Below are 24934 nucleotides of genomic sequence, written 5' to 3'. Positions count from 1 at the left end.
GCACCATGAACGGCATACAGGACTCCGAACCCGGAACCCCGGACCTGGCAGGATTCGATTTTGCACAGTTGCGCCGTTTCCCGGACATTGAGGCCGAAAACCTCTTTGCCCACGACGCCACCGATGAGCTGATCCTCACGAGTGCCGGTTCGGCCCTTGCACGCATCTCCGACGGCGGTTCTCTGGCCATTGTGGGGGACCGGTACGGTGCGCTGACCCTGGGCTCGGCGGCGCTCCACGGACTCGCCGGGATCAGAGTGAACCAGGACGGCCTCTCCGGCGAGCTGGCCCTGGCCGCCAACGCCCAACGCCTAGGGCTCGAGGGAACGTTCAGCTCCCAGCCCCTCACCGCCGAGCTTTTCGCAGGTGCCAACGTAGTGCTCTGGCAACTGCCCCGCAGCCTGGATGAGCTGGCCGAAACGGCCGAGCTCATCAGCGCCAACGCAGCGCCCAACGTGCAGATCGTCGCCGGGGGACGTGTCAAGCACATGACATTGGCCATGAACACCGTCCTCGGGAACTACTTTGAGCAGGTCGTTCCGGGACGGGCCTGGCGGAAGTCCCGGCCACTGGTGGTGACCGGCCCACGAGCGGACGCGCCGGCGTCGAGCTTCCCGCGCAGCGAATTCAATCAAGCCCTAGGCCTGACCCTGTGCGCCCACGGTGCCACGTTTGCCGGCACCAAACTGGACATCGGCACCCGCTTCCTCCTGGACTTCGAACCGGACATGCTCCCAGGCGCCACCACCGCCATCGACCTTGGCTGCGGAAACGGTGCCATTGCCGCCGCTCTGGCAACGGCACGGCCGTCACTTTTGGTCACAGCAACAGACCAGTCGGCCTCGGCCGTTGCTTCCGCGACGGCGACGGCGCACGCCAATGGCCTGGGTGGGCGGGTTGCGGCCGTCCGTGACGACGCTATGGCGGGATTCGAGCCTGCATCGGCCGAACTCATTGTGCTCAACCCGCCCTTCCATGTGGGCGCCACGGTTCACGCTGGCATCGCCTTGAAACTCTTTGACGCCGCCGCGCGAGTACTGGCACCGGGCGGGGAGTTGTGGACTGTCTACAACCGGCACCTGGACTACCGGGCACAGCTGGAGCAGCGGGTTGGACCCACCACCATTAAGGGTCGCAACAGCAAATTCACGGTGGCCCTCTCACGCAAGGCAAAAAGCTAAGCCAGAACCGTCGTGGCGTACATGCGCCCGTCAGATGCCAGAGTAATGTATCAGCAGGCATACGCAGGATGTGCGGTGCCCAATCCCAGTCGAATTTTTCAAGGAGATCATGTTGGCTGTTCCCGAGGGTGGATTGCTGCAACGCCGTCGAGGCACCAACCTACCCAAGATGGGTGATTTCAACCAGGCCGTCATCCTTGATTCCATCCGCCGTTCCAAAGAGGGGCTGAGCCGGGTGGAATTGGCCGGCTCTGCCGGGCTGGCAGCACAGACTGTGTCGAATATTTGCCGCAGGCTCTTGGATTCCGAACTCATCATGGAAGCCGGCAAGGAAACGTCCGGTCCGGGCAAGCCACGAACTATTTTGCGGTTGAACCCCCAGGGCATGTATGCGATCGGGGTCCATATAGATCCGGCGCTGACAAGTTTCGCACTGGTGGACGCCGTGGGAACTGTTTTGGATTCCAAGGAAATACCAACAGACTTGGCCAACACCCCAGAGGTGGCCATCGTCGCCATGGGCGCAGAAATTAAGGCCATGATCGTCCGGGCGGACATTGATGAGCAGCGCATCGCCGGTGTGGGCGTTGCCACTCCCGGACCCGTTGATGTGGCGCGTGGAATGGTGGTCGAGCCCCCGCACATGCCCGGCTGGACCCGGGTGCCTTTGCGCGACATCTTGCACGAAACCACCGGTCTGCCGGTGGTGATGGACAAGGACGTGACGGCTTCTGCGGTAGCCGAGTCGTGGACAGGTTCCGCCTGCGCTGCGAACTTTATCTACATTTACATTGGCACGGGCATCGGTTCTGGACTGGTCATCGATGACCAGGTGGTTCGCGGCGCATCAGGAAACGTGGGAGAAATTGGCCACATCATGGTGGATCCCGACGGCCCGGAATGCGACTGCGGACGCCGGGGCTGCATCAAGGTGACCTGCATGCCTGAGACTCTCGTGGCCGAGGCACGGGAATTGGGCGTATTGGCGGCCGCTGACCCGCTGAACCCGACCCTGCTGCCTCAGGATGTCCGCGACCTTGCCGCGGCGGCTGCCAACGGTAACAGCGCCGCAGCAGGCATTCTTTCGCGCTCCGCCTACCGTATGGCCAGCGCCGCGTCGGTGCTGACCAACTTCTTGGATGTTGAAAGGGTGGTGTTCGGCGGACCGTTCTGGCCGGAACTTTCGGCAACCTATCTGGCGCAGGTGCCTGAGCTGCTGACACGCTTCAGTGTCACCACAAACGTCCATTCCGTGGACGTTGTCGGCACACGGGTGAATTCCGGCGAGGAAGCCTTTGGGGCCGCCTGCCTGGTCATGGAAAAAGCGTTCAGCCCCAATGCCGCCCAGCTGCTGCTGGACGCCAAGGCTTAACTCAATCCACGCTCTCCACCACCTTGCCGAAGGGGATTCGCTCATCCAGGTGTGCCTGCACGCCGTGGGGTAGGACAACGATTCGAACGCCAAAGTTTTGATCGGCCGCCGATTGCTGCAGTATGGGCTTGACGGTGTCGACGAAGGCCTCGTCCTTGCCCTGCAGGTACGTTTGGTATGCCTCTGGTAACTGATTCATGCTCACACCCTAACCCGGGTGCGGCGGCCTGGACAGGGCCAATGGGAAGTTCTCCCCATTGCGGTGCGGTAGCCGATGAAGTGGACTGGTGTGTAGGGTCTGCCGACCCGTATTTTTCTTGAGCCATGGAAAGGCCACTCCTTGTTGCAAACGAGCACGTCCCCTCGGATCGAACCCGGAGAACTCGCGAAGGTGCAGCAAATCGTTGCCAGCATCTCGGCCAGTTTCCAGGCCAAAGTTGTGGGCCAGGGCCGCTTGCGTGAAACTTTGCTGGTCTCTTTAATGACGGGTGGCCACGTGCTGCTCGAATCGGTTCCCGGCCTGGCGAAGACGACGGCGGCGCAAACTCTTGCCGACTCGATCAGCGCCGCGTTCCGCAGGATTCAGTGCACCCCGGACCTGCTCCCCAGCGACATTGTGGGGACACAGATCTACGACGCCGCTCAGGGCACGTTTGTGACGCAGCTGGGCCCGGTGCACGCCAACATCGTGTTGTTGGATGAGATTAACCGTTCCAGCGCCAAGACGCAGTCGGCCATGCTGGAGGCCATGCAGGAACGCCAAACCACCATTGGCGGGCAAAACTATGCCCTGCCTTCCCCTTTCCTGGTACTGGCCACGCAAAACCCGATCGAGCAAGAGGGCACCTACCAGCTGCCCGAGGCGCAGATGGACAGGTTTATGCTCAAGGACGTCCTGGACTACCCCAGCCCGGAGGAGGAGGCGGAGATGATTCGGCGCATCGATGCCGGCGTCTACGCCGCCGAGGCGACCCCCACCGCCGTCGCCGGTTTGGCGGAGGTGCGCATGATCCAGCGCACCGTCAAAAACGTCTACCTTGACCCCGCACTGGTGCAGTACATTGTGGGCCTGGTCTACGTCACCCGAAACGCCGAAAAGTACATCGACCCGGCACTGGCGTCCTTGATCGAATTTGGGGCCAGTCCCCGCGCCAGCATTGCCTTCTCCCAGGCCGCCCGTGCCTTGGCACTGCTATCCGGGCGTGACTACGTCATCCCGGAGGATGTTAAGGCCCTGGCGACCAGGGTCCTGCGCCACCGCATCATCCTCGGATTCGAGGCCGTTGCCCAAGGCATTGCCGTGGAAACCATCATCGAGGCCATCGTCGGCTCAGTTCAGACTCCGTAGGAAATTTGTGACCTCCCTTCTGATGGCGGTGAAGTCAAAGATGTACATCTTTGCCCACCGCAAAGCCCGCGGCATGCTCATCGGCGAGTACGCCTCAGTATTCCGCGGCCGCAGCCTGGACTTTGACGACCTTCGTTCCTACGTCCCGGGAGACGACGTCCGCGACATCGACTGGAAGGCCACGGCCCGCGTGGGGTCCCCTTTGGTCAAACGCTATGTTGCAACGCGGCGTCAGCAGGTTCTCTTTGTAGCGGACACGGGGCGGAACATGGCCGCCACGGCGCGCGGCGGGGAAACGAAGAAGGACCTTGCCGTCATGATTATGGGGGTGATCGGCTCCCTGGCTCTCGGACACGGCGACTCCGTCGCCCTGGTGCATGGAGATGCCCGGGCGCAGGAGGCGCTGCCAGCAAAGGGCACCGAGGGCCATCTTGAACGGTTGCTGCGGATCATCGATGCGGTGTCCCTGAAATCGGGGTCCAGCGATCTGGTGGCCGCCCTGGAGTATGCCGCCGCTCACTACAAGCAGCGGATGCTGCTGGTTGTCATCGCCGATGAGCTGGCAGTCCAGGAGCGGTGCGCGAAGGTCCTGCGCCGCCTAGGTGCCCAACATGAGATCCTGTGGGTGCAAATTGATGACGTCCAGCTCGCCGGTGCTCAGGCGCTTCGCGGCCCCGGCCAGGACGTGGCCGCGATGGACACCGTATTGACACTGTTGGCCCAGGATCCCGGTCTGGTCGGCGACTACGAAGCAGCCACTGCCGCGCGGGCACAAGCCTTGGCGGACCTCCTGCAGTCGGTGGGCATTGTCATGACCCGTATTGGGCACACCGAACAGGTAGTGGGCAACGTTTTTGCGCTGCTGGAAAGGCACCGACGTGCGCACTGAAGCCATAGTGACTCAGGGGGAATTCTTTGCTCCCGTGGGCTACTCCGTTCTCTGGCCGATACTGGGTGCTGCGCTCGTGGTTCTCAGCCTGGGCTGGGTCGGGTGGATCTGGATGTCCACCCGCCCGGGCAACCATGCCGAGGTCCCCGGGTTCGTTGCCCCCCGAAACCCCGACACCGTGCGCACCAAATACCTGACACTAATTTCTGCCGTGCAACACCAGTACGACGCCGGCCGGCTCGGTGGGCGGGCCGCTCACCAAGAACTAAGTGCGGCAGTGCGCTCCTTTGTCTATGAAATGACAGGGGTGCGGGCCCAGCGCATGACACTTGCCGAACTGCGCGAACGGCAACTGCCGTTGCTGGCCGACGCCGTGGCTAGCTTCTACCCCGCAGAATTTGCCACTCACCACCACGCCGAACCACAGCTGCATGTGGCCGCCGAGCTGGCAAGGAATGTGGTGCGCTCATGGCGTTGACATACTGGTGGGTACTCCTGGCGGGTGCCGCCGCCATGGCCGCGGTCCTGGTGTGGATTTGGCGGCATCCATGCCGGTCGGCGGACAGCACACCTATTGCCCATGCCGACAGGTTGACGGCGCTGCCGTCCTACCAGAAAGCACTGGCACATCAAAAGCGTTGGCTGGCTGTCGCCTTGGTCAGTGTGCTGGTCCTGGCAGCGTCCTTGCTCATGGCGGCGGCCCGACCCGTTTCCGAAAGTACCAACATTCCCGAACAGAAGAACCGTGACATCATGCTCTGCCTAGACGTTTCAGGATCCATGATCGACACGGACGAAGCTATCGTGGGGGTCTTTGCCGAAATGGTGACGGCGTTCAAGGGTGAACGGATTGGCCTGACAATATTTGATTCAAGTGCCGTCCAGGTTTTCCCGCTCACCGACGACTACGAGTTCGTGGCGGAACAGCTGAAAAACGCCAAGTCAGCCATGAGTGGATCGGCGGACAGCTTTGACTTTTTCGATGGCACCTATGAAGCCAATGGGTCCTCGCTCATCGGCGACGGCCTGCTCAGCTGCGTCAACGGCTTCCCCGGTGAGGGCGAAACCCAGCGCTCCCGTTCCGTCATTTTTGCCACGGACAACATGCTCTCCGGCAAGCCGATCTTCACCTTGCCCGAGGCAGCAGCGGTGGCTGCGAAGGCCAAGGTGCGTGTCTATGCGCTGAACCCCAACGACTTTGGCAGCCAGCAGAACCCGATGGAGGAAGCCCTTGAACTGAAGACCGCTGCCACCAGCACCGGAGGGCTCTACTATGCCTTGGACTCCGGGGAGGCAGTGAATTCGATAGTACACAAGGTACAGGCGACCGAGGCAGCGAAATTGCAGGGCGCTCCCGTCAAATCATTATCAGACCATCCGGGACTGCCCTTGGGATTGGCCCTGCTGGCGCTGTTTGGCCTGGGTGCGGCAGTGTGGAAGGTGCGCCAATGAGTTTCCTCCCGATCCTCCCGCCCTGGCTCTTTTGGCCCCTGGCGGCACTACTTCTGGGCGCCGTCGCGGTCCTTGCACTCAAGGGAGCCACCTCCCCAGCGGCCCGCCAGGCGCGCTGGCGCTTTGCCGCCGCCGTCCTGCTGGTGGTCATTGCCGGTGCCCGGCCCGGGATGGCCGGGGGCAACGCACCCGTGGCTTCGACGGAGCTGAATGTGTTCTTTGTGGTCGACACGTCGCCAAGTTCGGCGGCCGAGGACTACGACGGCGCAAAGGACCGCCTGACGGGGATGAAAAGCGACATCAACGCCATCGCCGCCGAACTGGTCGGTGCCCGTTTCTCGCTGATCTCCTTCGACAGCAAGGCCAAGACGGTCCTTCCGCTGACAACGGATGCCACGGCATTGCGGACCACGACGCAAGTTCTGAGCGTCCGCTCGGTGTACGCGTCCAAGGGCAGCAGCGTTAGCAGTGCCCGAGGAGAACTGGCGGACCGCTTGGCAGCCGCGGCAAAAACCCATCCGGAACGCCCGCGTCTGGTTTTCTACTTCGGCGACGGCGAACAAACGTCGGCGAAACCGGCGGAGCCCTTTGACAAGGGAATCGAGCTCATCGACGGCGGAGCCGTTCTTGGCTACGGCACAGCAGCCGGGGGCAGGATGCGCGAGGCTGGGATCGGTGGTGACGGCCCTGGGCCTTTCATCGTGGATAAGTCAACGGACGATTATCGGGCGGCGGTATCGAAGCTGGATGAAAAAACTCTGCAGAACATTGCCGCGCAGTTGGGCGTCCCCTACATCCACCGGGAGAACCCTTCGCACACTTCGACGCTCATGCAGGACGCATCGCCGCACGCGGCAAGCCACGTTGACGCTGCGGCCGGGGACAAGGCTGGAGCCGGAAGGCTGGAATGGTACTGGGTGTTTGCCCTAGCCGCCTTCGGCCTGGCCCTGTGGGAACTGCTGGTGTACGGGCGGGCTTACAGTGAACTGCGCCGCAAACGGGAAGCGTCATCATGAGAAGAATGAGCGAAATGGTCAGTGCGCCAGGGAACAAACGGCGTCGGATGCTGATGTGGTCCGCGCCTGTGTTGCTGATCGTGTTGGTGCTGGCACTAAAATTGCTCAGCCTGCCCGTTTTTGCCGGACAAGGGGCAAGCTCCTTTGCCGCCAACCAGGGCGACGGAACCATTCGCGCGGCTCACGGCATGGGGACCTTCAACGTTGTGGAACGCTACAAGGCCCCGTTTGCCCTCGGAGACGGGTTCGCTCTCAAGGGCGATTTTGAACAGGCAAGGGTGAACTTTGCGAAGGCGTTAGACCTTGCCCCACCGGCGGAGTCCTGCAAGGTCAGGGTAAACCTGGTCCTCAGCCTGGAGCAGTTGGGGGATGCGAAGACCAAGGCCGGGGATCCGGCGTCGGCCCGTACGTACTACGACGACGGCGCCGCCGTGGTGGCAGCGGCACCTCAGGGCTGTTTCCAGCCGCAAGGCGAAGGCAACCAAGATGGCGAAGGTGACAAACTCAAGGCCGCCTCCGAGAGGTTGGCGCAGAAACAGCAGCAGGGTGAGGATCCCGCACAGGGTGACGGTCAGCCAGGGGAGTCGCAGGCCCCCACGGAGGACCAGTCTCCCTCCCAGGACAAGATGGACAGGCTGGCGAAGCAGGGTTCGGACGCGCAGAAGGAACGCACCCAAAGCCAGAAACTCAAGGACGACTACGCCGAGGAAGCCCCCGAGGAGTACTCGAAGCCCTGGTAGCAAAATCAGCGACTAATTCGGTGAACACGCACCCTTGGGTTGTTTCATAGTTCGAATTGATGGTCATATTCGGTAAAACGGCGTAGTAATTCTGTATCGATTTTGCCTCACACGTATTTGTGCGCGTAGTGTGAGGAGCACGTTAGTTCCTCAACGTGTGTCAGCGACCCCGGCTCTTCTGGGGTGTGGGTGCCCCCATGTGGGCCTGACATTTGCTGGCGGAGCTCGTCCATAGCGAACCTCTTTTCATGATGGTTCCCTGCGACGACGCCCGCCCCCGCCTCAAGAAAATTTACCGTGCGCGCCAAGGGTGTTCTAGACGCTGCTGGCACGGGCCGGTAACCCATCGTCAAGGATCAGCAAATGTCCCCACCCAGCCTTATACAGGCGACACCTTCCAGCGGCGCCGGTGCGCCCATCGCCCTTTCCTATGAGCTCTTCCCTCCCCGCAATGAGACCGCCGCGGTATCCCTGTGGGACACCATCCGGGAGCTTGAATGCACCAATCCCGACTACGTTTCCGTCACCTACGGCGCCAATGGCAGCAACCGGGACACGGCCGTGGAACTCTTGAACCGGATACTCACGGAAACTTCACTGCGCCCCTTGGCGCATCTGACCTGTGTGGGAAATACCGCCGACGAGCTGGCGGACATCATTTCCGAACTCCTGGACCACGGGGTTCGTGGCATTCTGGCGTTGCGTGGAGACTTGCCCAACGACGCCCCGGCCGAGCCGAGAGCCGGGTCGCTGGCCTATGCCCAGGACTTGATTGAGCTGATTCGACGGGTTGAACAGCGACGGTCCGCCCTGTTGTGCGCCGGCAAGGTTGCCATCGGCGTTGCCGCCTACCCCACGAAGCATCCGGAATCACCGAGCGTCGAACATGACGTTGAGGTGTTGCTGGCCAAGCAGCGCTCAGGCGCCGATTTCGCCATCACGCAGGTGTTCTTCCACGCCTCCCAGTACAAGGACCTGGTCACCCGGGCCCGCCGTGCAGGGGTCAGCATCCCGATCATCCCCGGCGTTATGCCTCTCACCAGCCTGCGCCGCGTCCAACGCCTGGGTGATTTGACAGGCGTTGCGCCCGATCCCTCCCTCCTGGATGCCTTGGGGCGGGCCGATGATGCTGCGCAGAGCCGCCGTATTGGCGTTCAGGCCACCGTAGAGCTGGCCCGGGACGCCCTCGACGCCGGTGCACCCGGCATTCACCTGTACACCTTCAATGAACACGCCGCCGCGCTGGATGTGCTGGACAAACTCCAGTTACTTCGCCCCGGAAGGCCCCCCGTGGGTCGCCGCCTCGGCGCCACCAAACAACTTGTGCAGGCCTGAGTACTTTTCTCGCACCTGCTGTAGACATCACACATCAAAAAAACCGCAAAGGACTTTCCATGTCGAACACCCCCGCATTTCCCTCCGCTTCGCTACTTGGCTACCCGCGCATTGGTCGCCGTCGTGAATTGAAGAAGGCCATTGAGGCGTTCTGGGCCGGCAAAATCGATGAAGCCGCATTGGACACCGCCGCCAAGGAAATCCAGCTTGTCACGGCCCGCCGCCTCTCGGACCTGGGCTTGAACGAGGCAGCCGCGATCCCCGGCACGTTCTCCTACTACGACCAGGTTTTGGATGCCACCACGCACATCGGTGCCGTCCCCGCCCGCTTCGGCGATCTGCGCAACGCCGCCGGCGAGCTGGACATCAACGCCTACTTCACCCTGGCACGTGGCACTGTGGAGCAGCAGCCGCTGGAAATGACCAAGTGGTTCGACACCAACTACCACTACCTGGTGCCCGAAATTGGTCCGGAGACGAACTTCTCGCTCACCTCCAACCGGATTGTGGAGCAGTTTGAATTCGCCAAGGCCAACGGTTTCATCACCCGCCCCTACCTGGTGGGCCCCGTCACCTACCTGCTGCTGAGCAAGGCCTCGGATGAGGCCCCGGCCGGATTCTCCCCGCTGTCCCGCCTTGAGGACGTTCTGCCCGTCTACGTTGAACTGCTGGCACGCCTGGCCTCCGCCGGTGCCACCTGGGTCCAGCTGGATGAGCCTGCACTGGTTGCCGACCAGGATGTTCCCCTCGCCGAGATCCAGGCCGCAGTGGCCCGCAGCTACGAGGTCCTCACGGCTGCCAGCGAGCGCCCGGCCATCTTGGTCTCCACCCCGTTTGGTGCCTTGAGCGAGTTGCTTCCCACTTTGGCCGCCTCCAACATTGAGGCCTTGCACATTGATGCGTTCAAGGGTGCCCTCCCCGCTGCCGAGGAGCTGGCGTTGCTGGCTGGCAAGACCGTTGTTGCCGGTGTGGTTGATGGGCATAACATCTGGCGCAACGACTTGGCTGTTTCGGCCGCGAAGCTGGACGCTCTCAAGGCTGCCGGGGTTGCCGTGACGGTTTCCACCTCCACCTCAACCCAGCACGTCCCGCACGACGTCGCCGAAGAGACCCAGCTCTCCGACGAGTTGCGCAGCTGGTTGGCTTTCGCTGACCAGAAGGTGGCAGAAGTGGTGACGCTGTCCGCTCACCTGGGAGACCCGGCGTCGTCCGCGGCGGCTATTGCCGAGGCCTCAGCCATCATCGCTTCGCGCGCAGTTGCCTCCGGTGTTAAGCGCCCCGAGGTTCGCGACCGTCTGGCCGCCCTGACCCCGGCCGACTTCAACCGCTCCGAATATTCGGTCCGTGAAGCCGCACAGGAAGCAGCACTTGACCTGCCGCCGCTGCCCACCACCACCATCGGCTCCTTCCCACAGACCAGCGAGATCCGTTCGGCTCGTGCCCGCGCCAACAAGGGCGCCATCACCTCCGATGAGTACACCACGCTGATGAAGGATGAGATCAAGCGTGTTGTTGACCTGCAGGAAGAACTCGACTTCGACGTCTTGGTGCACGGCGAGCCCGAGCGCAACGACATGGTCCAGTACTTTGCCGAGAACCTCGAGGGCTTTGACGTCACGGTTCACGGCTGGGTCCAGTCCTACGGCAGCCGCTGCACTCGTCCCTCGATCCTGTGGGGCGATGTAACCCGCGAGAAGGCCATCACCGTGGAGTGGGCAGAATACGCCCAGTCACTGACGAACAAGCCGATGAAGGGCATGCTGACCGGACCGGTAACGATCCTTGCCTGGTCCTTTGTGCGTGACGATCAGCCCCTGGGTGACACGGCCAACCAGGTAGGCCTGGCCCTGCGCGATGAGATCACGGACCTGGAGGCAGCCGGCATCAAGATCATCCAGGTCGACGAGCCCGCACTGCGCGAGCTGCTGCCCCTGCGCAAGGCAGACCAGGCGGCCTACCTGGACTGGTCGGTGAACTCCTTCCGTCTGTCGACCGCCGGCGCCGTGGATGGAACCCAGATCCACACCCACCTGTGCTACTCCGAGTTCGGTGTCATCATCGACGCCATTGACGGCTTGGATGCCGATGTCACCTCCATCGAGGCCGCCCGCTCCCGCATGGACGTCGTCAACGACCTTGAAGCCCACGGCTTTGGCCGCGGCGTAGGCCCCGGCGTCTACGACATCCACAGCCCCCGCGTCCCCGGCCAGGCCGAGGTCTCCGAGTTGCTCGGCACGGCCGTCAAGCACGTTCCGGCCCGCCAGCTCTGGGTCAACCCGGACTGTGGCCTGAAGACCCGTGGTTACGCCGAAACCGAGGAATCCCTGCGCAACCTGGTCAACGCCACGAAGGAAGTACGCGCGCAGCTGGTCTAGTCCCCATCTGCTCCCTAACCTCGTTCCTCGGTTAGGGTCCCTCGCAGTTGTGGGCCCATCCACGCACTCCCGTCCGACGGCGGGTCTTGCCTCTCACCCGGGAGACAAGACCCGCCGTTCGGCGTTTAAGGGGTCTCCTCATCCCTCCACTGGCCCACCCAAACGCAAATTAGAACACATGTTCTAATTTGTATCTTGCGTCGAATTTGGTGGCGACTAGCGTTGGGAATCAGGGCATGAAAGCCGCAAGTGAGTCCTCTAGGGAGTAATGGTGAACGCACCGGAGTGGGTGGAAGGTGGGGGAAGTCCCGGGCTGCGAGCGCCGCTGCCCCAGGAGACAGGCCTGGCTGCACGCTTTGCACTCCGGTCCGCCACTGAGGCTGTAGAGCGCTCGCGGGAGTTCATAGACGGCCTATTGCTTAGCTTCGACGCCCCTGTGTTCGACGCCGTCGACGAAGAACTTGCTTCGGCGCAGACTTGCCTAGATCTGGTACCCAAGGGCGCTGCGCCCACTTTGGTGGATAGCAGTACGCGGGAACCCGCTCTGGCACACTCCGGGGCCGCCCTGATAGGGGCCATTAGGGAGTTGGAAAATGTTAAGAACGCGGCCGCAGCCGCGCAGGCCAAGGCCGAGGTCTTGTTTTCCATCGTGGAGCGGGCCCGCCAACTTCATGCTGGAGTTAGGGGAGAAGCGTTGGGAAAGGGGACGGCAGCCCAAATAGCCTTGGCACGACGCGAGTCCCCTTTTGCTGGCACCCGCCTCCTAACATCGGCGATCCGTGTGGTGCGCGAGTTCCCTCAGGTCTTGGCTGCATGTACATCAGGTGTTCTCAGCGAACATAGGGGGCATATCATCGCCACCGAGTCGGAGTTCCTCTCACCGGAGCAACGTGCACGCATTGACATGGAGCTGACAGCTGATCCAGAGGTCCTGGAGACCATGGGAAACAAACAGCTTGCCTCGGCAGTACGGGCCATGGCGTACAGGATGGAGCCAGCCGCTTTCCTGAAGAGAATAACCAAGGCGGAGTCACAACGTTGTGTCACCCTGCGCCCGGCGGCGGACGGGATGACATACCTATCGGCCATGCTGCCATTGCGGCAGGGGGTAGCTGCCTTGAAGTCCCTCACCCTTGCAGCTGACTCTGCCCGCGCCCAGGGGGACGGCAGAAGCAAAGGCCAGCTTATGGCCGACGCACTGGTACACCGGCTCGCCCACCACCTGCCATGCCCCAGTGCAGAGGGGCTTCAACCCGCGGGTAGCAGTGAACCACTTAGCGCCACAACAAGGGGTGACTGTCTCTCCACCCGGGAGGCGGAGATCCACTTGGACCTCATTATGACCGACCATTCCCTTTTTGACGGAGCGGCCGAGCCAGCAATTCTCACCGGCTACGATCCCATCCCGGCACCGGCGGCACAGCGGATGATCATGAACACGGCTGGGCAAGCGCAGGTATGGCTAAGACGCCTCTATACACACCCAGGCACGGGAGAGCTCGTAGCCATGGACTCCAAGGCCAGGCACTTCCCTGACGGCATGAAGAGATTCCTCTTCGACCAAGGCCAACTCTGCGCCACCCCGTGGTGTGATGCGCCCATACGGGAGTATGACCACATCAAGTCATTCGCCGCCGGGGGAACGAGCACACTAAGTAACGGCCAAGGACTATGCCAAGCGTGCAACCTCATCAAAGAAACACCCGGCTGGGCAAACGCCCCAGACGGTACACTCACCACACCAACAGGCCACCAGTACACCGCCCCCAAACCCGCACTCCCTGGAATGAGTCGTGACGGGAACAAACAGCACTCAAGGAGTAGATTGGGGCCATGAGCGCACAGGAAACGGACATCACAGCAACAAATAGCATTCCAGCAACGGTGGACGCCGCACGGCAACTCTTCACCACAGGGACCACCAAGCCCCTTGACTGGCGGCTCAGCCAACTCAAAGCCATGAACCGCATGCTGACAGAACACCGCGACGACTTCACTGCGGCGCTCGCAGCCGACCTCGGCAAACACCCGGCCGAAGCCTGGCTGACCGAAATCGGCTTCCTCACCGCCGAGATAGCCCATACGGTCAAACACCTGTCCTCATGGCTGGCTCCACGGAAAGTTCCCGTGCCACTGGCACTCATGCCAGCCAAAGCCGCAACAGTCCTGGAACCCCTGGGCCTTGTCCTTGTCATCGCACCCTGGAACTACCCCATTCAACTTCTGCTGGCACCTGTCATCGGTGCGCTCGCAGCCGGGAACGTCGTGGTGGCAAAACCCAGCGAGCTGGCCCCTGCCAGTTCCGCGGTTCTGGCCAAGCTCATTCCCCAGTATCTGGCGGGGGCGGTGAGCATCGTGGAGGGCGGCGTGCCGGAAACCACCACGCTGTTGGAACAACGCTTTGATCACATCTTTTACACCGGCAACGGGCGGGTGGGTCGGATTGTCATGGCTGCGGCTGCGAAAAATCTCACGCCAGTAACCCTGGAGCTCGGTGGAAAGTCACCGGTCTACATTGATGACACCGTGGATGCGCGTGCCGCCGCGGCCCGAATCGCGTGGGGCAAATTCATGAATGCCGGACAAACCTGTGTGGCGCCGGACTATGTCCTAGGAACAGATACTGCCCTGGCGCGCCTGGCCGACGAGCTTCCCGGGGCCATCGCGGATCTCTACGGACACGAGCCCGCCCATAGTTTGGCCTACGGGCGCATGGTCAATGACGGCGCCTTTTCCAGAGTGGCCGGCATGCTGGCGGTGGACTTGCAAGAGGACACCGGCTCGGCACTCATTGCCGGTGGTGCAACAGATGCCGCCACCCGGTACATCGAACCGACCGTCATGCACGTCGACGCCGAATCTGCCGTCATGGAAGGTGAGATATTTGGGCCCGTCCTACCGCTTGTGACGGTGGAATCGGCACAGGGGGCCATTGACTTCATCAACGCCAGGGACAAACCGTTGTCCCTTTATGTCTTCAGCGAAAACAAGGAGGTACGGCAGGCATTTACAGATCAAACGTCGTCGGGCGCGTTGAACTTCGGTGTGCCTGTGGCACACCTGAGCGTCCCGGGACTGCCCTTTGGTGGGGTGGGGGAGAGCGGTATGGGGAGTTATCACGGCAAGCATTCCATCGACACGTTCTCGCACCACAAGGCAATCCTGGAGAAGCCGCTTTCCCCGGACACTCTCTCCCTGATCTACCCGCCTTTTGGTGCCATCACCAAACAAATCATCAAGCGGTTCGTGGCGCCGGCTAAGAAGTTTCGGAAAGACTAGTCCGCCCGGCAAAGGTAGTCGTTGCGGGTAGCGATGAGTCGCTGGAGGTACTTGGCCAAAATAAGCCGCTCCACAAGCCTGCCCAGCGGCCCAAAGGGTGCAGTGAACGAGATGTCATCGGTCATCGTGGTGTAGCCATTCGCCGCGGTGAAGCTATGCTCGTGGCGGAAGTCCTTGAAAGGGCCCCTGGTCTGCTGATCGACGAAGGTGTGGGGCGCATCAAGCTCAGTAATCTGGCTCGTCATGCGGAACTTGATGCCAAAGTGGCGGGCCTGCCAGGTGACAGATTCGCCCAGACCAATTTCACCGGCCGTTACACCACCAATGGCGTCCTCCTTTGACGTCGCCATGGAGGCCACATGGTCGTCGATGTTCAGCGAACGGTGAAACAAAGTCTCCGCTGGCAGGGCGCTGGTGGATTTGAGCTGAAAGTGGACGCTCATGCTGTGTCCCTTACCGAACTGGTCCGGGTAAGTTCGTCCAAAATACCAGCCAGTTGGTCAACGAAAACCTCGATGCGGGCCGTGCGCTTGTCATTGATCAGCAGGGCAAAGATATTCCTGGCCAGCCGAATCTCGGGCACATCCAGCACCACCACGTTCTCTGGGCGGTGTGTCAGTGCCAGTTCCGGGACTAGGGCCGCGCCCAGGCCCACCGAGGCAAGCTGCAGGCTCGCATTGAAGTCGTCGCTGTAGGCCGCAACGCGGGGGTGCAGATTGCAGCTGGCAAAAAGCCGTTCAATGACGGTGGCGTCGCTGGTCCCGGGGTGATGCATGATCCAGGGCATGTCCGATAACTGTGATGCGGCAACTTCGGAGCCGGCCTGGATGCCCCAGGCCTTGGGGAGGACCACGCGAAAGTTGTCATCACCGATCCACTGCCGGTTGATGGTGTGAGGCCAAGCCAGTCCGGACTGACCCACTTGATACACCAGTGCCACATCAAGATCACCGCCGGTACGCAGGCCGGCGATAGTTTGCTGGGGTTCGCCCACCGAAACATGAAGGTTGATGCCCAGATCTGGCCATTGAGGACTGCGCAAGAGCCGGGGGAGGACATAGGTGGCCAGTGAAGGAAAGATGCCCAGGCGCAGTTCCTGGCTGGTGCCCTCCTGGGTGCGGGAACTGGCGGCCAGAAGGGCGTCGATGTCGGTGAGGACTTTGGCGCCGTGGCGGCTCATGACCAAGGCCGCGTCGGTGGGCTGAACACTGCGGGCTGAGCGGTGAAAGAGCTCGACGCCGGTGTCCCGCTCCAAGGCAGACATTTGCTGTGAAACGGCCGACGCCGTGTACCCCAACTGTGTTGCAGCCGCGGCAAATGATCCCCTGCGGACCACCTCCAGCAGGGTTTTCAGGTGGATCGGGTTGATCAAAACGGGCTCCTTTGCGGAACGGTTAGGTACTCCTGCAAGCATAGGCGGCCCAATACCCGGCCATACTCAGGCGTAAAAGATGAAGACACGCCTCCTATTGTGTACATTTGTACATAAAACTTTTCGTACCGATGGAAGAACCCTATGAACCAGACCCCTGAGCCCCACGACGGACGCAGCATGCGAGAGCGAATGGAAGCAGGCGACCTCTACATCGCCGATGACCCGGATCTGGCCAAAGCCGCCCAGCGGGGAATTCGTTTGGCGGATGAATACTCACGCACGTGGACGGCCAACCCGGAAGGAGCGAAGGAAATCCTTGCCGAACTGCTCGGCTCCTGCGCCCCTGATGTGGAAATCCGCCCGCCGCTCTACGTGGACTACGGCAGCTACATCACCATTGGAGCCGGCACCTTTATCAACTTCAACTTCACCGCGTTGGACGTAGCACCGATCACCATCGGAAAAGACGTCATGGTAGGGCCCAATGTGCAGCTTCTGACACCCACGCACCCAGTGGATCCCGTATTGCGCAGGGCTAAGTGGGAGGCGGCCCAGCCCATCACCATTGCAGACAATGTCTGGCTGGGTGGGGGAGTGGCGGTACTGCCCGGGGTCACCATAGGCGAAAACACTGTGGTGGGTACTGGTGCTGTGGTAACCCGTGATCTGCCAGCCAATGTGGTGGCAGTCGGGAACCCGGCCAGGATCGTGCGGGAAATACCGTGACCGGGGCCAGTCATCCCCTGCGCCGCCACGAACCCGACCGACGTGAGCGCCTTATTGATGTGACCCTTGATGTCATCGCTGAGCACGGTGTTGCAGGCACCACCCACCGAAAAGTGGCTCAAGCCGCAGGGGTGCCGCTGGGTTCGATGACCTACCACTTCAATGGCCTGGACGACCTCCTCGGTGCGGCGTTCACGAAACTAGCCAACACGACGGCCGACGGCTTCGAGGTGGCACTAGCGGGGGCGAGTGACAAGCAGCAGGCTTGTGACGCCGTCGTCGGCCTCATCACCGGCGATTTGCTCGGTGCGCGGCGCAACTCACTACTCACCTACGAGCTGTACGCCCTCGCTGCCCGGCGCCCTGAGCTGCGCGAAGTCACTGACGCCTGGATGGCACGAAGTCGGGTGGCGTTGGGGCGGCATTTTGATGAACGAACGACGATCATGCTGGACGCTTTGATTGAGGGACTTTCCCTCCATAGGGTGCTGGCGATTTCTCCGCTGTCCTACGAAACCGTCCGTGAGGCGGTCAATAGAATGGTTGGCACCGCATGACCTCTACACGTGAGCTGCGCCGGGCACGCTTCGCCGTGGCAGCATTGTTTTTCACCAATGGTGCCCTGTTCGCCAATTTGGTTCCACGCTACCCGGCCATCAAGGAAGCCCTGGGGCTATCGAATGCCGAGTTTGGTCTAGCCGTGGCGGCGTTCCCTGTCGGCGCACTGGCCGCCGGCCTAGCCTCCGGAATGCTGATCAGACGCTTCCGCTCGTCAAGGGTGGCCGTGGCAGGCACCGTCTTGACCGCCGTGGGCATCATGCTGGCAGGGGTGGCGCCTTCGGGCATCATCTTTGCCGCTGCACTTTGCCTAGGTGGAGCCATGGATGCCATCACCGACGTTGCCCAGAATTCACACGGGCTGCGTGTCCAGCGAATGTACGGCCGGTCCATTCTGAACTCCTTCCACGCCGTGTGGAGTGTGGGGGCGGTGGCTGGTGGACTCATGGGTGCCGGTGCAGCAGGGCTGGGCGTTCCCCTCGGCTTACACCTTGCGGTGTCCGGGGCACTCTTTGCCGCCGTCTCGCTGTCCTGCCTGCGCCTCTTGCTGGCCGGGCCGGAACCGAGAATGGTCGACGCCGTCAGCCTTGACGGGTCGGCAGCATCGAATAGCATTTCGGCGCGGCAGCCGTGGAGGCGGCACAAATACCTGATCCTGATGGCGTTAGTGGTGATCGCTGCAGGAAGTGCACTAGTGGAAGACGCCGGCAGCACCTGGTCCTCGGTGTACCTGTCGGTGAATTTGGACGCTCCGGCGGCCCTGGCCGGGCTGGGCTTCGTTTCGCTGGTGGGGGCTCAGTTTGTGGGCAGGACGTTGGGCGATAGACTCGTGGATCGCTTCGGCCAGCGAAAAGTGGCCCAAGCCGGTGGCCTGATTGTGAGCGTTGGTATGGGCCTTGCCCTATTGCTGCCCAGCGTGCCCGGGACTATTGCTGGCTTTGCCTCGGCCGGGCTGGGTGTGGCCACGTTGGTGCCCGCAGCTATGCATGCAGCCGACACTGTGCCGGGGCTGCCAGCCGGGACCGGTTTGACGGTGGTGAGTTGGCTGATGCGTGTGGCTTTTCTGCTCTCCCCACCCATCGTCGGAGCCCTTTCCGACGCGACCTCCTTGCGTGTGGGGCTGCTGGTGGTGCCGTTGGCGGGAATCTTGGTACTGGTCTTCTCCCCGGTCCTGGCCGGCCGTCCTGTGCGAAACGCCAGCACTACGGCCACTATGGCCGACACGCCGGAGCCGCCCGACACGCCGTCCTTAATTAAGTGAGGAAGTACTCCACAGGCTGTGGATAGCTAGGGGTTAAACCTTGGATTTTCGCCCTTTTAACTCTTTAAAGCTGTGGACTACCGGTGCATAAAATGACATACTTGTAATACATCATGTTGGGGTCGCTTCCGGCGGCGTGCACTACATGTAGTATCAAATACATCATTTCAAGCAATTCGGGCCAAGGCCTGAAACGCTGGCGAGGCCATAGCGGAAGCTGTCCGGCCCCTCCGACAGTGAGCGGCCCTGTGGGGTCGCAAAAAGCTAACTCGAAGCAGTGCTTCTACACAGAATTTTCTTCAGAAAAAAGGGGATCTCGATCATGACCGTTACGGTTTACACCAAACCTGCATGTGTTCAGTGCAATGCCACGTACCGGGCTTTGGACAAAAAGGGTGTCACCTACAAGAGCGTAGACATCTCCACCGATCCCGCCGCATTGGAACACGTACTGAGCCTCGGCTACCAGCAGGCCCCCGTGGTCATCACCGACGCAGATCACTGGTCGGGATTCCGCCCGGATAAGATCGCTGAGATCAATCAGGAATCGGCCTCGAACGTAGCCTGATACTCCCACGGGCCACGGGCCCAACGGATTACAGGACATCACGTGCCGCTAGTGCACGGGTGGGGCCAACGCTCACGGGGTTGGCCCCACAGCAGCAAGCGAGCCCGGTTAGGAAGCGATGAAAATGAACGTCATTGCGCCAACATCAGCTGCCAGTCAGGTTGCCGGGCGACGCACAACTAGCCGTTTGATCTACTTTTCCTCCACCTCCGATAACACCCATCGGTTTGTGGAGAAACTCAACATGGACGCGGCGCGGTTACCGGTCTACACCCATGAAGACACACTTATAGCTCAAGAACCCTATGTTTTGGTCCTTCCCACGTATGGCGGGGACTCCGGACACGGGGCAGTACCAAAGCAGGTCATCAAGTTCCTCAACATAGAGAGGAACCGGGACCTGATTCGTGGCGTCGTCGGCGCCGGAAACACGAACTTTGGTGAAACGTATTGTCTGGCCGGGGACATTATCTCGGTCAAATGCCAAGTACCGCATCTCTACCGTTTTGAACTCATGGGCACCTCTGAGGACGTGGCCCGCGTTCACGAAGGATTGGAAGAATTTTGGACACGATTGTCTCTGAACCAGGCTCAACTGTGAAGGCGTCCAAGGACATGCCTGCCGCGTGGGAGGGCCTGGGATACCACGAGCTGAACGCCATGCTCAACCTTTACAACTCCAAGGGTGAGATCCAGTTCGACGCCGACCGCGCCGCAGCCCGCCAGTACTTCTTGCAGCACGTGAATAACAACACCGTGTTCTTCCACGACCTGGAAGAAAAGCTGGACTACCTGGTGAAGAACGAGTACTACGAGCGCGAGACGCTTGACCAGTACACGATGAACTTCATCCGTGACCTGTACAACCATGCGTACAAGAAGAAGTTCCGCTTTGAAACCTTCCTGGGCGCGTTCAAGTTCTACACGTCCTACACGCTGAAGACCTTCGACGGAAACCGCTACCTGGAGCGCTACGAGGACCGTGTCTGCATGGTTGCCCTGCACCTGGCCCGCGGCGACGAGGCCTTGGCCATGAAGATGGTTGACGAAATCATCGGCGGACGCTTCCAGCCAGCCACCCCCACGTTCCTGAACGCTGGCAAGCGCCAGCGTGGCGAGCTGGTCTCCTGCTTCCTGCTGCGCATCGAAGACAACATGGAGTCCATTGGCCGCTCCATCAACTCCGCTTTGCAGTTGTCCAAGCGTGGCGGCGGTGTGGCGTTCGCGCTGACCAACATCCGCGAAGTGGGCGCCCCCATTAAGCAGATCGAGAACCAGTCCTCCGGCGTCATCCCCGTGATGAAGCTTCTCGAGGACAGCTTCTCCTACGCCAACCAGCTTGGCGCCCGCCAGGGTGCAGGGGCTGTGTACCTGCACGCCCACCACCCGGACATCAACCGCTTCCTGGACACCAAGCGCGAAAACGCTGATGAGAAGGTCCGCATCAAGACCCTTTCGCTCGGTGTTGTGGTGCCGGACATCACCTTTGAGCTGGCCAAGCGCGACGAGGACATGTACCTGTTCTCCCCGTACGACGTCGAAAAGGTCTACGGCGTTCCGTTCTCCGACATCTCGGTCACCGAGAAGTACTACGAGATGGTTGACGACGCCCGCATCAAGAAGACGAAGATCAAGGCGCGCGAGTTCTTCCAGACCCTCGCCGAGATCCAGTTCGAGTCCGGCTACCCGTACATCATGTTTGAAGACACGGTGAACCGCGCCAACCCGATCGATGGCAAGATCATCATGAGCAACCTGTGCTCCGAAATCCTTCAGGTTTCACAGCCCACCACGTACAACGATGACCTGTCCTACGACGAGACCGGCAAGGACATCTCCTGCAACCTTGGCTCGCTGAACATTGCCAAGGCCATGGATTCACCGGACTTCGGCAGCACCATCGAGACCTCTATCCGTACGCTGACGGCTGTCTCTGACATGTCCAACATCACCAGCGTGCCGTCCATTGCCAAGGGCAACGACCAGTCGCACGCCATCGGCTTGGGCCAGATGAACCTGCACGGTTACCTTGCTCGGGAGCGGGTCCACTACGGATCCGAAGAGGGCCTGGACTTCACCAACATTTACTTCTACACGGTGGTGTACCACTGCATCCGGGCGTCCAACCTGATCGCCATGGAGACAGGCACAACGTTTGCCGGCTTTGAGAAGTCCAAGTACTCCAGCGGCGAGTTCTTCGACAAGTACACCGACGGCGAATGGGTTCCCCAGACTGCCAAGGTTGTTGAGATGTTTGACGGCATCCACATCCCCACCCAGGAAGACTGGCGCGAGCTGAAGGCTTCCGTCATGGAGCACGGTATCTACAACCAGAATCTGCAGGCCGTCCCGCCCACAGGCTCCATCAGCTACATCAACAACTCCACGTCCTCGATCCACCCGGTGGCCTCGAAGATTGAGATCCGCAAGGAAGGCAAGCTGGGCCGCGTGTACTACCCGGCCCCGTACCTGACCAACGACAACCTGGAGTTCTACCAGGATGCCTACGAGCTTGGTTTCGAGAAGGTCATCGACACCTATGCTGCCGCCACGCAGCACGTGGACCAGGGCCTGTCCCTGACGCTGTTCTTCAAGGACACCGCCACCACGCGTGACATCAACAAGGCTCAGATCTATGCCTGGAAGAAGGGCATCAAGACCATTTACTACATCCGTCTCCGCCAGCTCGCGCTGGAAGGGACCGAGGTTGAGGGTTGCGTTTCTTGCATGCTTTAGCACCACACAACTGAAGAGTACGACGGCGGGTGCTTCCCGCCGTCGTACCTTCGGCTTAAGATTGATCTGGCCCGCGCGGCCACCAAGATTTTTACAAGGAGAGAAGCAGTCATGACACCGGAGAAGCTGAAGTTGGCGAGCCATGTAACGGCCATCAACTGGAATCGGATTGAGGACGAGAAGGACGTAGACGTCTGGAACCGCCTGGTCAACAACTTCTGGCTGCCGGAAAAAGTGCCGCTGTCCAACGACATCCAGTCCTGGGCCACGCTGACGCCGGACGAGCAACTGCTCACCATGCGCGTGTTCACGGGCCTGACTCTGCTGGACACCCTGCAGGGTACGGTGGGTGCGGTCTCGCTGATTCCGGACGCCATCACCCCGCACGAGGAAGCTGTCTACACGAACATCGCGTTCATGGAATCGGTGCACGCCAAGAGCTATTCCTCGATCTTCTCCACGCTGTGCTCCACGAAGGAAATCGACGAGGCTTTCCGCTGGTCGGTTGAGAACGTGAACCTGCAGAAGAAGGCTCAGATCATTGAGTCCTACTACTACGGCGACGATCCCCTCAAGCGCAAGATTGCCTCCACCCTGCTGGAATCCTTCTTGTTCTACTCGGGCTTCTACCTGCCCATGTACTGGTCTTCACGGGCCAAGCTGACAAACACCGCCGACCTGATCCGCCTGATCATTCGCGATGAGGCAGTTCATGGCTACTACATTGGCTACAAGTACCAGAAGGGTCTTGAGGGTCTCTCCGAAGAGCGCAAGGCGGAGCTGAAGGAATACACCTTCGAGCTCATGTTTGAGCTTTACGAGAACGAAGTCCAGTACACGCACGACCTCTACGACTCCGTTGGCCTGGCCGAGGACGTCAAGAAGTTCCTGCACTACAACGCCAACAAGGCGCTCATGAACCTAGGCTACGAGGCCATGTTCCCGGCCGCTGTGACGGATGTGAACCCGGCTATCTTGTCGGCGCTCTCACCGAACGCCGATGAGAACCACGACTTCTTCTCCGGCTCAGGCTCCTCCTACGTGATTGGCAAGGCCGTCAACACTGAGGATGACGACTGGGACTTCTAACTCCTTGCACTTGATGCGCGCAGTCCGACCAATTTGGTGGGGTTGCGCGCATTTTTTGTTAAGGCATAGTTGCTGATATCGGCAATATCTTACCGATCTGCCCCAAGTGCAACCCGTGAAGGTGGCATGAAGGTGTTTTCGGCAGAATATTGCCGAAAGTGCGTGGATGGTGCACAATTGCGACTAGTGATGCCGTAATCGGCATTATCTTGCCGCCTGGAGGAGTGTCGTGGATAGTATTTCAGCCGTAGCTGCCAGCATTCGCAGTGCGCGCAAGAATGCAGGCCTGACCCAGGAGGACCTAGCCAACCTCGCTGAAACCTCCGAGCGCACCATCCGGGCGATAGAAACGGGGACCGGCAACCCGTCCCTGCGAGCCGTGGTGGCTGCGGCCAACGTTCTGGGGCTTCGCCTGACGGTCGCCGAATGAGCCAGGATCTCCAGCACCTGAAGCTTGTTCGTGAAGCCGACGTCTACAAGGCCGGAACCTTGGCGGGTATGCTGCAGCGTACCGAACAAGGCGGCGTACGGTTCTCCTACAGGGACAGCTACCTTGCTAACAACAAGACACCCGTGGCGTTCTCCCTACCCCTTTCGGCAGTGGCGATCGAGACGCAGAACGGGGCATTGCCGCCGTTTTTCGCAGGCTTGCTGCCCGAGGGGCACCGGCTGACGGTCTTGAAGAATGCGGCCAAGACCAGTTTCGACGACGAGCTCTCGCTCCTGCTGGCTGTTGGGGCTGATGTGCCCGGCGATGTTCAGGTGGTTCCGGCAGGTGTTGCGCCGACCGAGCCCGAGCCGCTGGCCGACACCTCGCGTCCAGAGGAACTGGACTTCGCAGCGTTGTCGAATTCCGTAGACTTACACGGCCTGCCGGGTATTCAGGACAAAGCCAGCGCATCCATGCTCACCACACCTTTGGCCATGCGGGGAATGCGGTACTTGCTCAAGCTGGACCCGGCCGAGAATCCGCATCTTGTCGTCAATGAGGCTGCCCATTTGGCCGGAGCCAAGGGACTTAAGGTTCCGGTGGTGCGCGGCAAGGTCATTAGTGACCGAAACGGCCAGGCGGGTCTGCTGGTGGAACGCTTCGACCGGGCAAAGGGCGTGGGGGAGAGTTGGCTCCGATTGCCGTTGGAAGACGGGACTCAGGTTCTGGGCTTGCCGCCGGCGTCAAAGTACAGCGTTGCCGCCGAGGATGTTGCCCTGGCCTTGGCGCGGCAGTGTCAGGCTCCTGTGGTGGCTAAGCGCAACATATATTTGCAGTTTGTCTTCGCGTGGTTGAGCGGCAACGGAGACCTTCACGCCAAGAATCTTTCGGTCCTTGGCGGCTTGAGCGGTGCTTTCGTGATGGCCCCCATCTATGACGTGCCCTGCACACTCCTCTATGGCGATAACACTATGGCCTTGTCGATCACCGGAAAGTACAAGAACCTGAAGGCGAGGCATTGGGCGGAATTTGCTCAGTCCCTTGGCCTGCCCGAGAAGGCTGCGGCCGCTGCCAACAAACTGGCCCTGAACGCCGCCACGTCCATCTCGCTGGAGGACCTGCCATTTAGTGGTTCACCGCTCCGAGGTGCACAGCGGGAACTGCGATTCAGGCGCACGGAATTCATGGACTAGCATGCCTTTGC

General features: G+C 61.0%; 24 protein-coding genes. 21 read left to right on the top strand and 3 right to left on the bottom strand.

Going from position 1 to position 24934, the window contains the following annotated elements; translation table 11 throughout:
- Positions 1–5: 5 nt before the first annotated feature.
- Both CXQ94_RS06780 and CXQ94_RS06775 read left to right on the top strand, forming a co-directional pair.
- A complete protein-coding gene (locus tag CXQ94_RS06780; RefSeq protein ID WP_104087561.1) occupies positions 6–1181 on the top strand; it encodes a class I SAM-dependent methyltransferase in 1176 nt (391 codons plus the stop codon).
- Positions 1182–1290: 109 nt separating this feature from the next.
- Positions 1291–2553, top strand: a complete 1263-nt coding sequence (locus CXQ94_RS06775; RefSeq protein ID WP_258066816.1) for an ROK family protein — start codon at positions 1291–1293, stop codon at positions 2551–2553.
- Between the two features lies 1 nt (position 2554).
- On the opposite strand, the gene CXQ94_RS06770 is transcribed toward CXQ94_RS06775, so the two are convergent.
- Positions 2555–2752, bottom strand: coding sequence for a hypothetical protein (locus tag CXQ94_RS06770; RefSeq protein WP_104087557.1), 198 nt, complete (start codon positions 2750–2752; stop codon positions 2555–2557).
- A gap of 141 nt (positions 2753–2893) precedes the next feature.
- On the opposite strand from CXQ94_RS06770, the gene CXQ94_RS06765 reads away from it, so the two are divergent.
- The 10 genes from CXQ94_RS06765 (at position 2894) to CXQ94_RS06720 (ending at position 14987) form a co-directional block, all read left to right on the top strand.
- Positions 2894–3901, top strand: coding sequence for a MoxR family ATPase (locus CXQ94_RS06765; RefSeq protein ID WP_104087553.1), 1008 nt, complete (start codon positions 2894–2896; stop codon positions 3899–3901).
- A gap of 7 nt (positions 3902–3908) precedes the next feature.
- A complete protein-coding gene (locus CXQ94_RS06760; protein WP_258066815.1) occupies positions 3909–4790 on the top strand; it encodes a DUF58 domain-containing protein in 882 nt (293 codons plus the stop codon).
- Positions 4780–5268, top strand: coding sequence for a hypothetical protein (locus tag CXQ94_RS06755; RefSeq protein WP_104087549.1), 489 nt, complete (start codon positions 4780–4782; stop codon positions 5266–5268). Before CXQ94_RS06760 ends, CXQ94_RS06755 begins: the two co-directional genes overlap by 11 nt.
- Positions 5259–6242: a VWA domain-containing protein gene (locus CXQ94_RS06750; RefSeq protein WP_104087546.1), complete on the top strand. Its 984-nt coding sequence runs from the start codon at positions 5259–5261 to the stop codon at positions 6240–6242. Before CXQ94_RS06755 ends, CXQ94_RS06750 begins: the two co-directional genes overlap by 10 nt.
- Positions 6239–7258 carry a VWA domain-containing protein gene (locus CXQ94_RS06745; RefSeq protein WP_104087543.1) on the top strand — a complete coding sequence of 340 codons (1020 nt, stop codon included), beginning with the start codon at positions 6239–6241 and terminating at the stop codon, positions 7256–7258. Before CXQ94_RS06750 ends, CXQ94_RS06745 begins: the two co-directional genes overlap by 4 nt.
- Before the next feature lie 5 nt (positions 7259–7263).
- Positions 7264–7998, top strand: a complete 735-nt coding sequence (locus CXQ94_RS06740) for a tetratricopeptide repeat protein (RefSeq protein WP_104087540.1) — start codon at positions 7264–7266, stop codon at positions 7996–7998.
- 363 nt (positions 7999–8361) lie between these two features.
- Complete coding sequence (locus CXQ94_RS06735; protein WP_104087537.1) at positions 8362–9333, top strand: methylenetetrahydrofolate reductase; 972 nt, start codon at positions 8362–8364, stop codon at positions 9331–9333.
- A gap of 59 nt (positions 9334–9392) precedes the next feature.
- Entirely contained in the window at positions 9393–11708 is a 2316-nt protein-coding gene (metE, locus tag CXQ94_RS06730) for a 5-methyltetrahydropteroyltriglutamate--homocysteine S-methyltransferase (protein ID WP_104087534.1), read from the top strand.
- A 268-nt stretch (positions 11709–11976) separates the two neighbouring features.
- On the top strand, positions 11977–13545 hold the full coding sequence (locus tag CXQ94_RS06725; RefSeq protein ID WP_258066814.1) for an HNH endonuclease: 1569 nt from the start codon (positions 11977–11979) through the stop codon (positions 13543–13545).
- On the top strand, positions 13542–14987 hold the full coding sequence (locus CXQ94_RS06720; protein ID WP_104087531.1) for an aldehyde dehydrogenase family protein: 1446 nt from the start codon (positions 13542–13544) through the stop codon (positions 14985–14987). The genes CXQ94_RS06725 and CXQ94_RS06720 overlap by 4 nt, the downstream gene beginning before the upstream one ends.
- Here the strand turns inward: CXQ94_RS06720 and CXQ94_RS06715 are convergent.
- On the bottom strand, positions 14984–15430 hold the full coding sequence (locus tag CXQ94_RS06715) for an SRPBCC family protein (RefSeq protein ID WP_104087528.1): 447 nt from the start codon (positions 15428–15430) through the stop codon (positions 14984–14986). The two genes, CXQ94_RS06720 and CXQ94_RS06715, sit on opposite strands and share 4 nt — an antisense overlap.
- Positions 15427–16359: a LysR family transcriptional regulator gene (locus tag CXQ94_RS06710; protein ID WP_104087525.1), complete on the bottom strand. Its 933-nt coding sequence runs from the start codon at positions 16357–16359 to the stop codon at positions 15427–15429. The genes CXQ94_RS06715 and CXQ94_RS06710 overlap by 4 nt, the downstream gene beginning before the upstream one ends.
- A gap of 144 nt (positions 16360–16503) precedes the next feature.
- Here CXQ94_RS06710 and CXQ94_RS06705 point away from each other — a divergent pair, with 144 nt between their 5' ends.
- The 9 genes from CXQ94_RS06705 to CXQ94_RS06665 all read left to right on the top strand — a co-directional run bounded on the left by CXQ94_RS06705 (position 16504) and on the right by CXQ94_RS06665 (position 24923).
- A complete protein-coding gene (locus CXQ94_RS06705) occupies positions 16504–17088 on the top strand; it encodes a sugar O-acetyltransferase (RefSeq protein WP_258066813.1) in 585 nt (194 codons plus the stop codon).
- Positions 17085–17645, top strand: coding sequence for a TetR/AcrR family transcriptional regulator (locus CXQ94_RS06700; protein WP_258066811.1), 561 nt, complete (start codon positions 17085–17087; stop codon positions 17643–17645). The genes CXQ94_RS06705 and CXQ94_RS06700 overlap by 4 nt, the downstream gene beginning before the upstream one ends.
- The gene (locus CXQ94_RS06695; RefSeq protein ID WP_104087522.1) at positions 17642–18907 is read left to right on the top strand and encodes an MFS transporter; all 1266 of its coding nucleotides are present in this window, start codon (positions 17642–17644) and stop codon (positions 18905–18907) included. Before CXQ94_RS06700 ends, CXQ94_RS06695 begins: the two co-directional genes overlap by 4 nt.
- Positions 18908–19229: 322 nt before the next feature.
- On the top strand, positions 19230–19475 hold the full coding sequence (gene nrdH, locus CXQ94_RS06690) for a glutaredoxin-like protein NrdH (RefSeq protein WP_104087519.1): 246 nt from the start codon (positions 19230–19232) through the stop codon (positions 19473–19475).
- 124 nt (positions 19476–19599) lie between these two features.
- Positions 19600–20076, top strand: a complete 477-nt coding sequence (nrdI, locus tag CXQ94_RS06685; protein ID WP_104088424.1) for a class Ib ribonucleoside-diphosphate reductase assembly flavoprotein NrdI — start codon at positions 19600–19602, stop codon at positions 20074–20076.
- A gap of 14 nt (positions 20077–20090) precedes the next feature.
- The gene (nrdE, locus tag CXQ94_RS06680) at positions 20091–22211 is read left to right on the top strand and encodes a class 1b ribonucleoside-diphosphate reductase subunit alpha (RefSeq protein WP_104088421.1); all 2121 of its coding nucleotides are present in this window, start codon (positions 20091–20093) and stop codon (positions 22209–22211) included.
- Positions 22212–22322: 111 nt separating this feature from the next.
- On the top strand, positions 22323–23300 hold the full coding sequence (nrdF, locus tag CXQ94_RS06675) for a class 1b ribonucleoside-diphosphate reductase subunit beta (protein ID WP_104087516.1): 978 nt from the start codon (positions 22323–22325) through the stop codon (positions 23298–23300).
- Positions 23301–23529: 229 nt separating this feature from the next.
- Positions 23530–23730, top strand: a complete 201-nt coding sequence (locus tag CXQ94_RS06670) for a helix-turn-helix transcriptional regulator (RefSeq protein ID WP_104087514.1) — start codon at positions 23530–23532, stop codon at positions 23728–23730.
- Positions 23727–24923: a type II toxin-antitoxin system HipA family toxin gene (locus CXQ94_RS06665; RefSeq protein ID WP_104087511.1), complete on the top strand. Its 1197-nt coding sequence runs from the start codon at positions 23727–23729 to the stop codon at positions 24921–24923. The genes CXQ94_RS06670 and CXQ94_RS06665 overlap by 4 nt, the downstream gene beginning before the upstream one ends.
- Positions 24924–24934: the final 11 nt, after the last annotated feature.

It is taken from the genome of Arthrobacter sp. GMC3 (genome assembly GCF_002929305.1).
Lineage (GTDB): Bacteria > Actinomycetota > Actinomycetes > Actinomycetales > Micrococcaceae > Specibacter.
This window is presented reverse-complemented; position numbering and strand designations above follow the sequence as displayed.

Bases quoted from the DNA above. Each gene is read 5' to 3' on its own strand.
- CXQ94_RS06780 (WP_104087561.1), top strand. From the start codon at position 6: ATGAACGGCATACAGGACTCCGAACCCGGAACCCCGGACCTGGCAGGA.
- CXQ94_RS06775 (WP_258066816.1), top strand. From the start codon at position 1,291: ATGTTGGCTGTTCCCGAGGGTGGATTGCTGCAACGCCGTCGAGGCACC.
- CXQ94_RS06770 (WP_104087557.1), bottom strand. From the start codon at position 2,752: ATGAATCAGTTACCAGAGGCATACCAAACGTACCTGCAGGGCAAGGAC.
- CXQ94_RS06750 (WP_104087546.1), top strand. From the start codon at position 5,259: ATGGCGTTGACATACTGGTGGGTACTCCTGGCGGGTGCCGCCGCCATG.
- CXQ94_RS06745 (WP_104087543.1), top strand. From the start codon at position 6,239: ATGAGTTTCCTCCCGATCCTCCCGCCCTGGCTCTTTTGGCCCCTGGCG.
- CXQ94_RS06740 (WP_104087540.1), top strand. From the start codon at position 7,264: ATGAGCGAAATGGTCAGTGCGCCAGGGAACAAACGGCGTCGGATGCTG.
- CXQ94_RS06735 (WP_104087537.1), top strand. From the start codon at position 8,362: ATGTCCCCACCCAGCCTTATACAGGCGACACCTTCCAGCGGCGCCGGT.
- metE (WP_104087534.1), top strand. From the start codon at position 9,393: ATGTCGAACACCCCCGCATTTCCCTCCGCTTCGCTACTTGGCTACCCG.
- CXQ94_RS06725 (WP_258066814.1), top strand. From the start codon at position 11,977: ATGGTGAACGCACCGGAGTGGGTGGAAGGTGGGGGAAGTCCCGGGCTG.
- CXQ94_RS06720 (WP_104087531.1), top strand. From the start codon at position 13,542: ATGAGCGCACAGGAAACGGACATCACAGCAACAAATAGCATTCCAGCA.
- CXQ94_RS06715 (WP_104087528.1), bottom strand. From the start codon at position 15,430: ATGAGCGTCCACTTTCAGCTCAAATCCACCAGCGCCCTGCCAGCGGAG.
- CXQ94_RS06705 (WP_258066813.1), top strand. From the start codon at position 16,504: ATGAACCAGACCCCTGAGCCCCACGACGGACGCAGCATGCGAGAGCGA.
- CXQ94_RS06695 (WP_104087522.1), top strand. From the start codon at position 17,642: ATGACCTCTACACGTGAGCTGCGCCGGGCACGCTTCGCCGTGGCAGCA.
- nrdH (WP_104087519.1), top strand. From the start codon at position 19,230: ATGACCGTTACGGTTTACACCAAACCTGCATGTGTTCAGTGCAATGCC.
- nrdI (WP_104088424.1), top strand. From the start codon at position 19,600: ATGAACGTCATTGCGCCAACATCAGCTGCCAGTCAGGTTGCCGGGCGA.
- nrdE (WP_104088421.1), top strand. From the start codon at position 20,091: ATGCCTGCCGCGTGGGAGGGCCTGGGATACCACGAGCTGAACGCCATG.
- nrdF (WP_104087516.1), top strand. From the start codon at position 22,323: ATGACACCGGAGAAGCTGAAGTTGGCGAGCCATGTAACGGCCATCAAC.
- CXQ94_RS06665 (WP_104087511.1), top strand. From the start codon at position 23,727: ATGAGCCAGGATCTCCAGCACCTGAAGCTTGTTCGTGAAGCCGACGTC.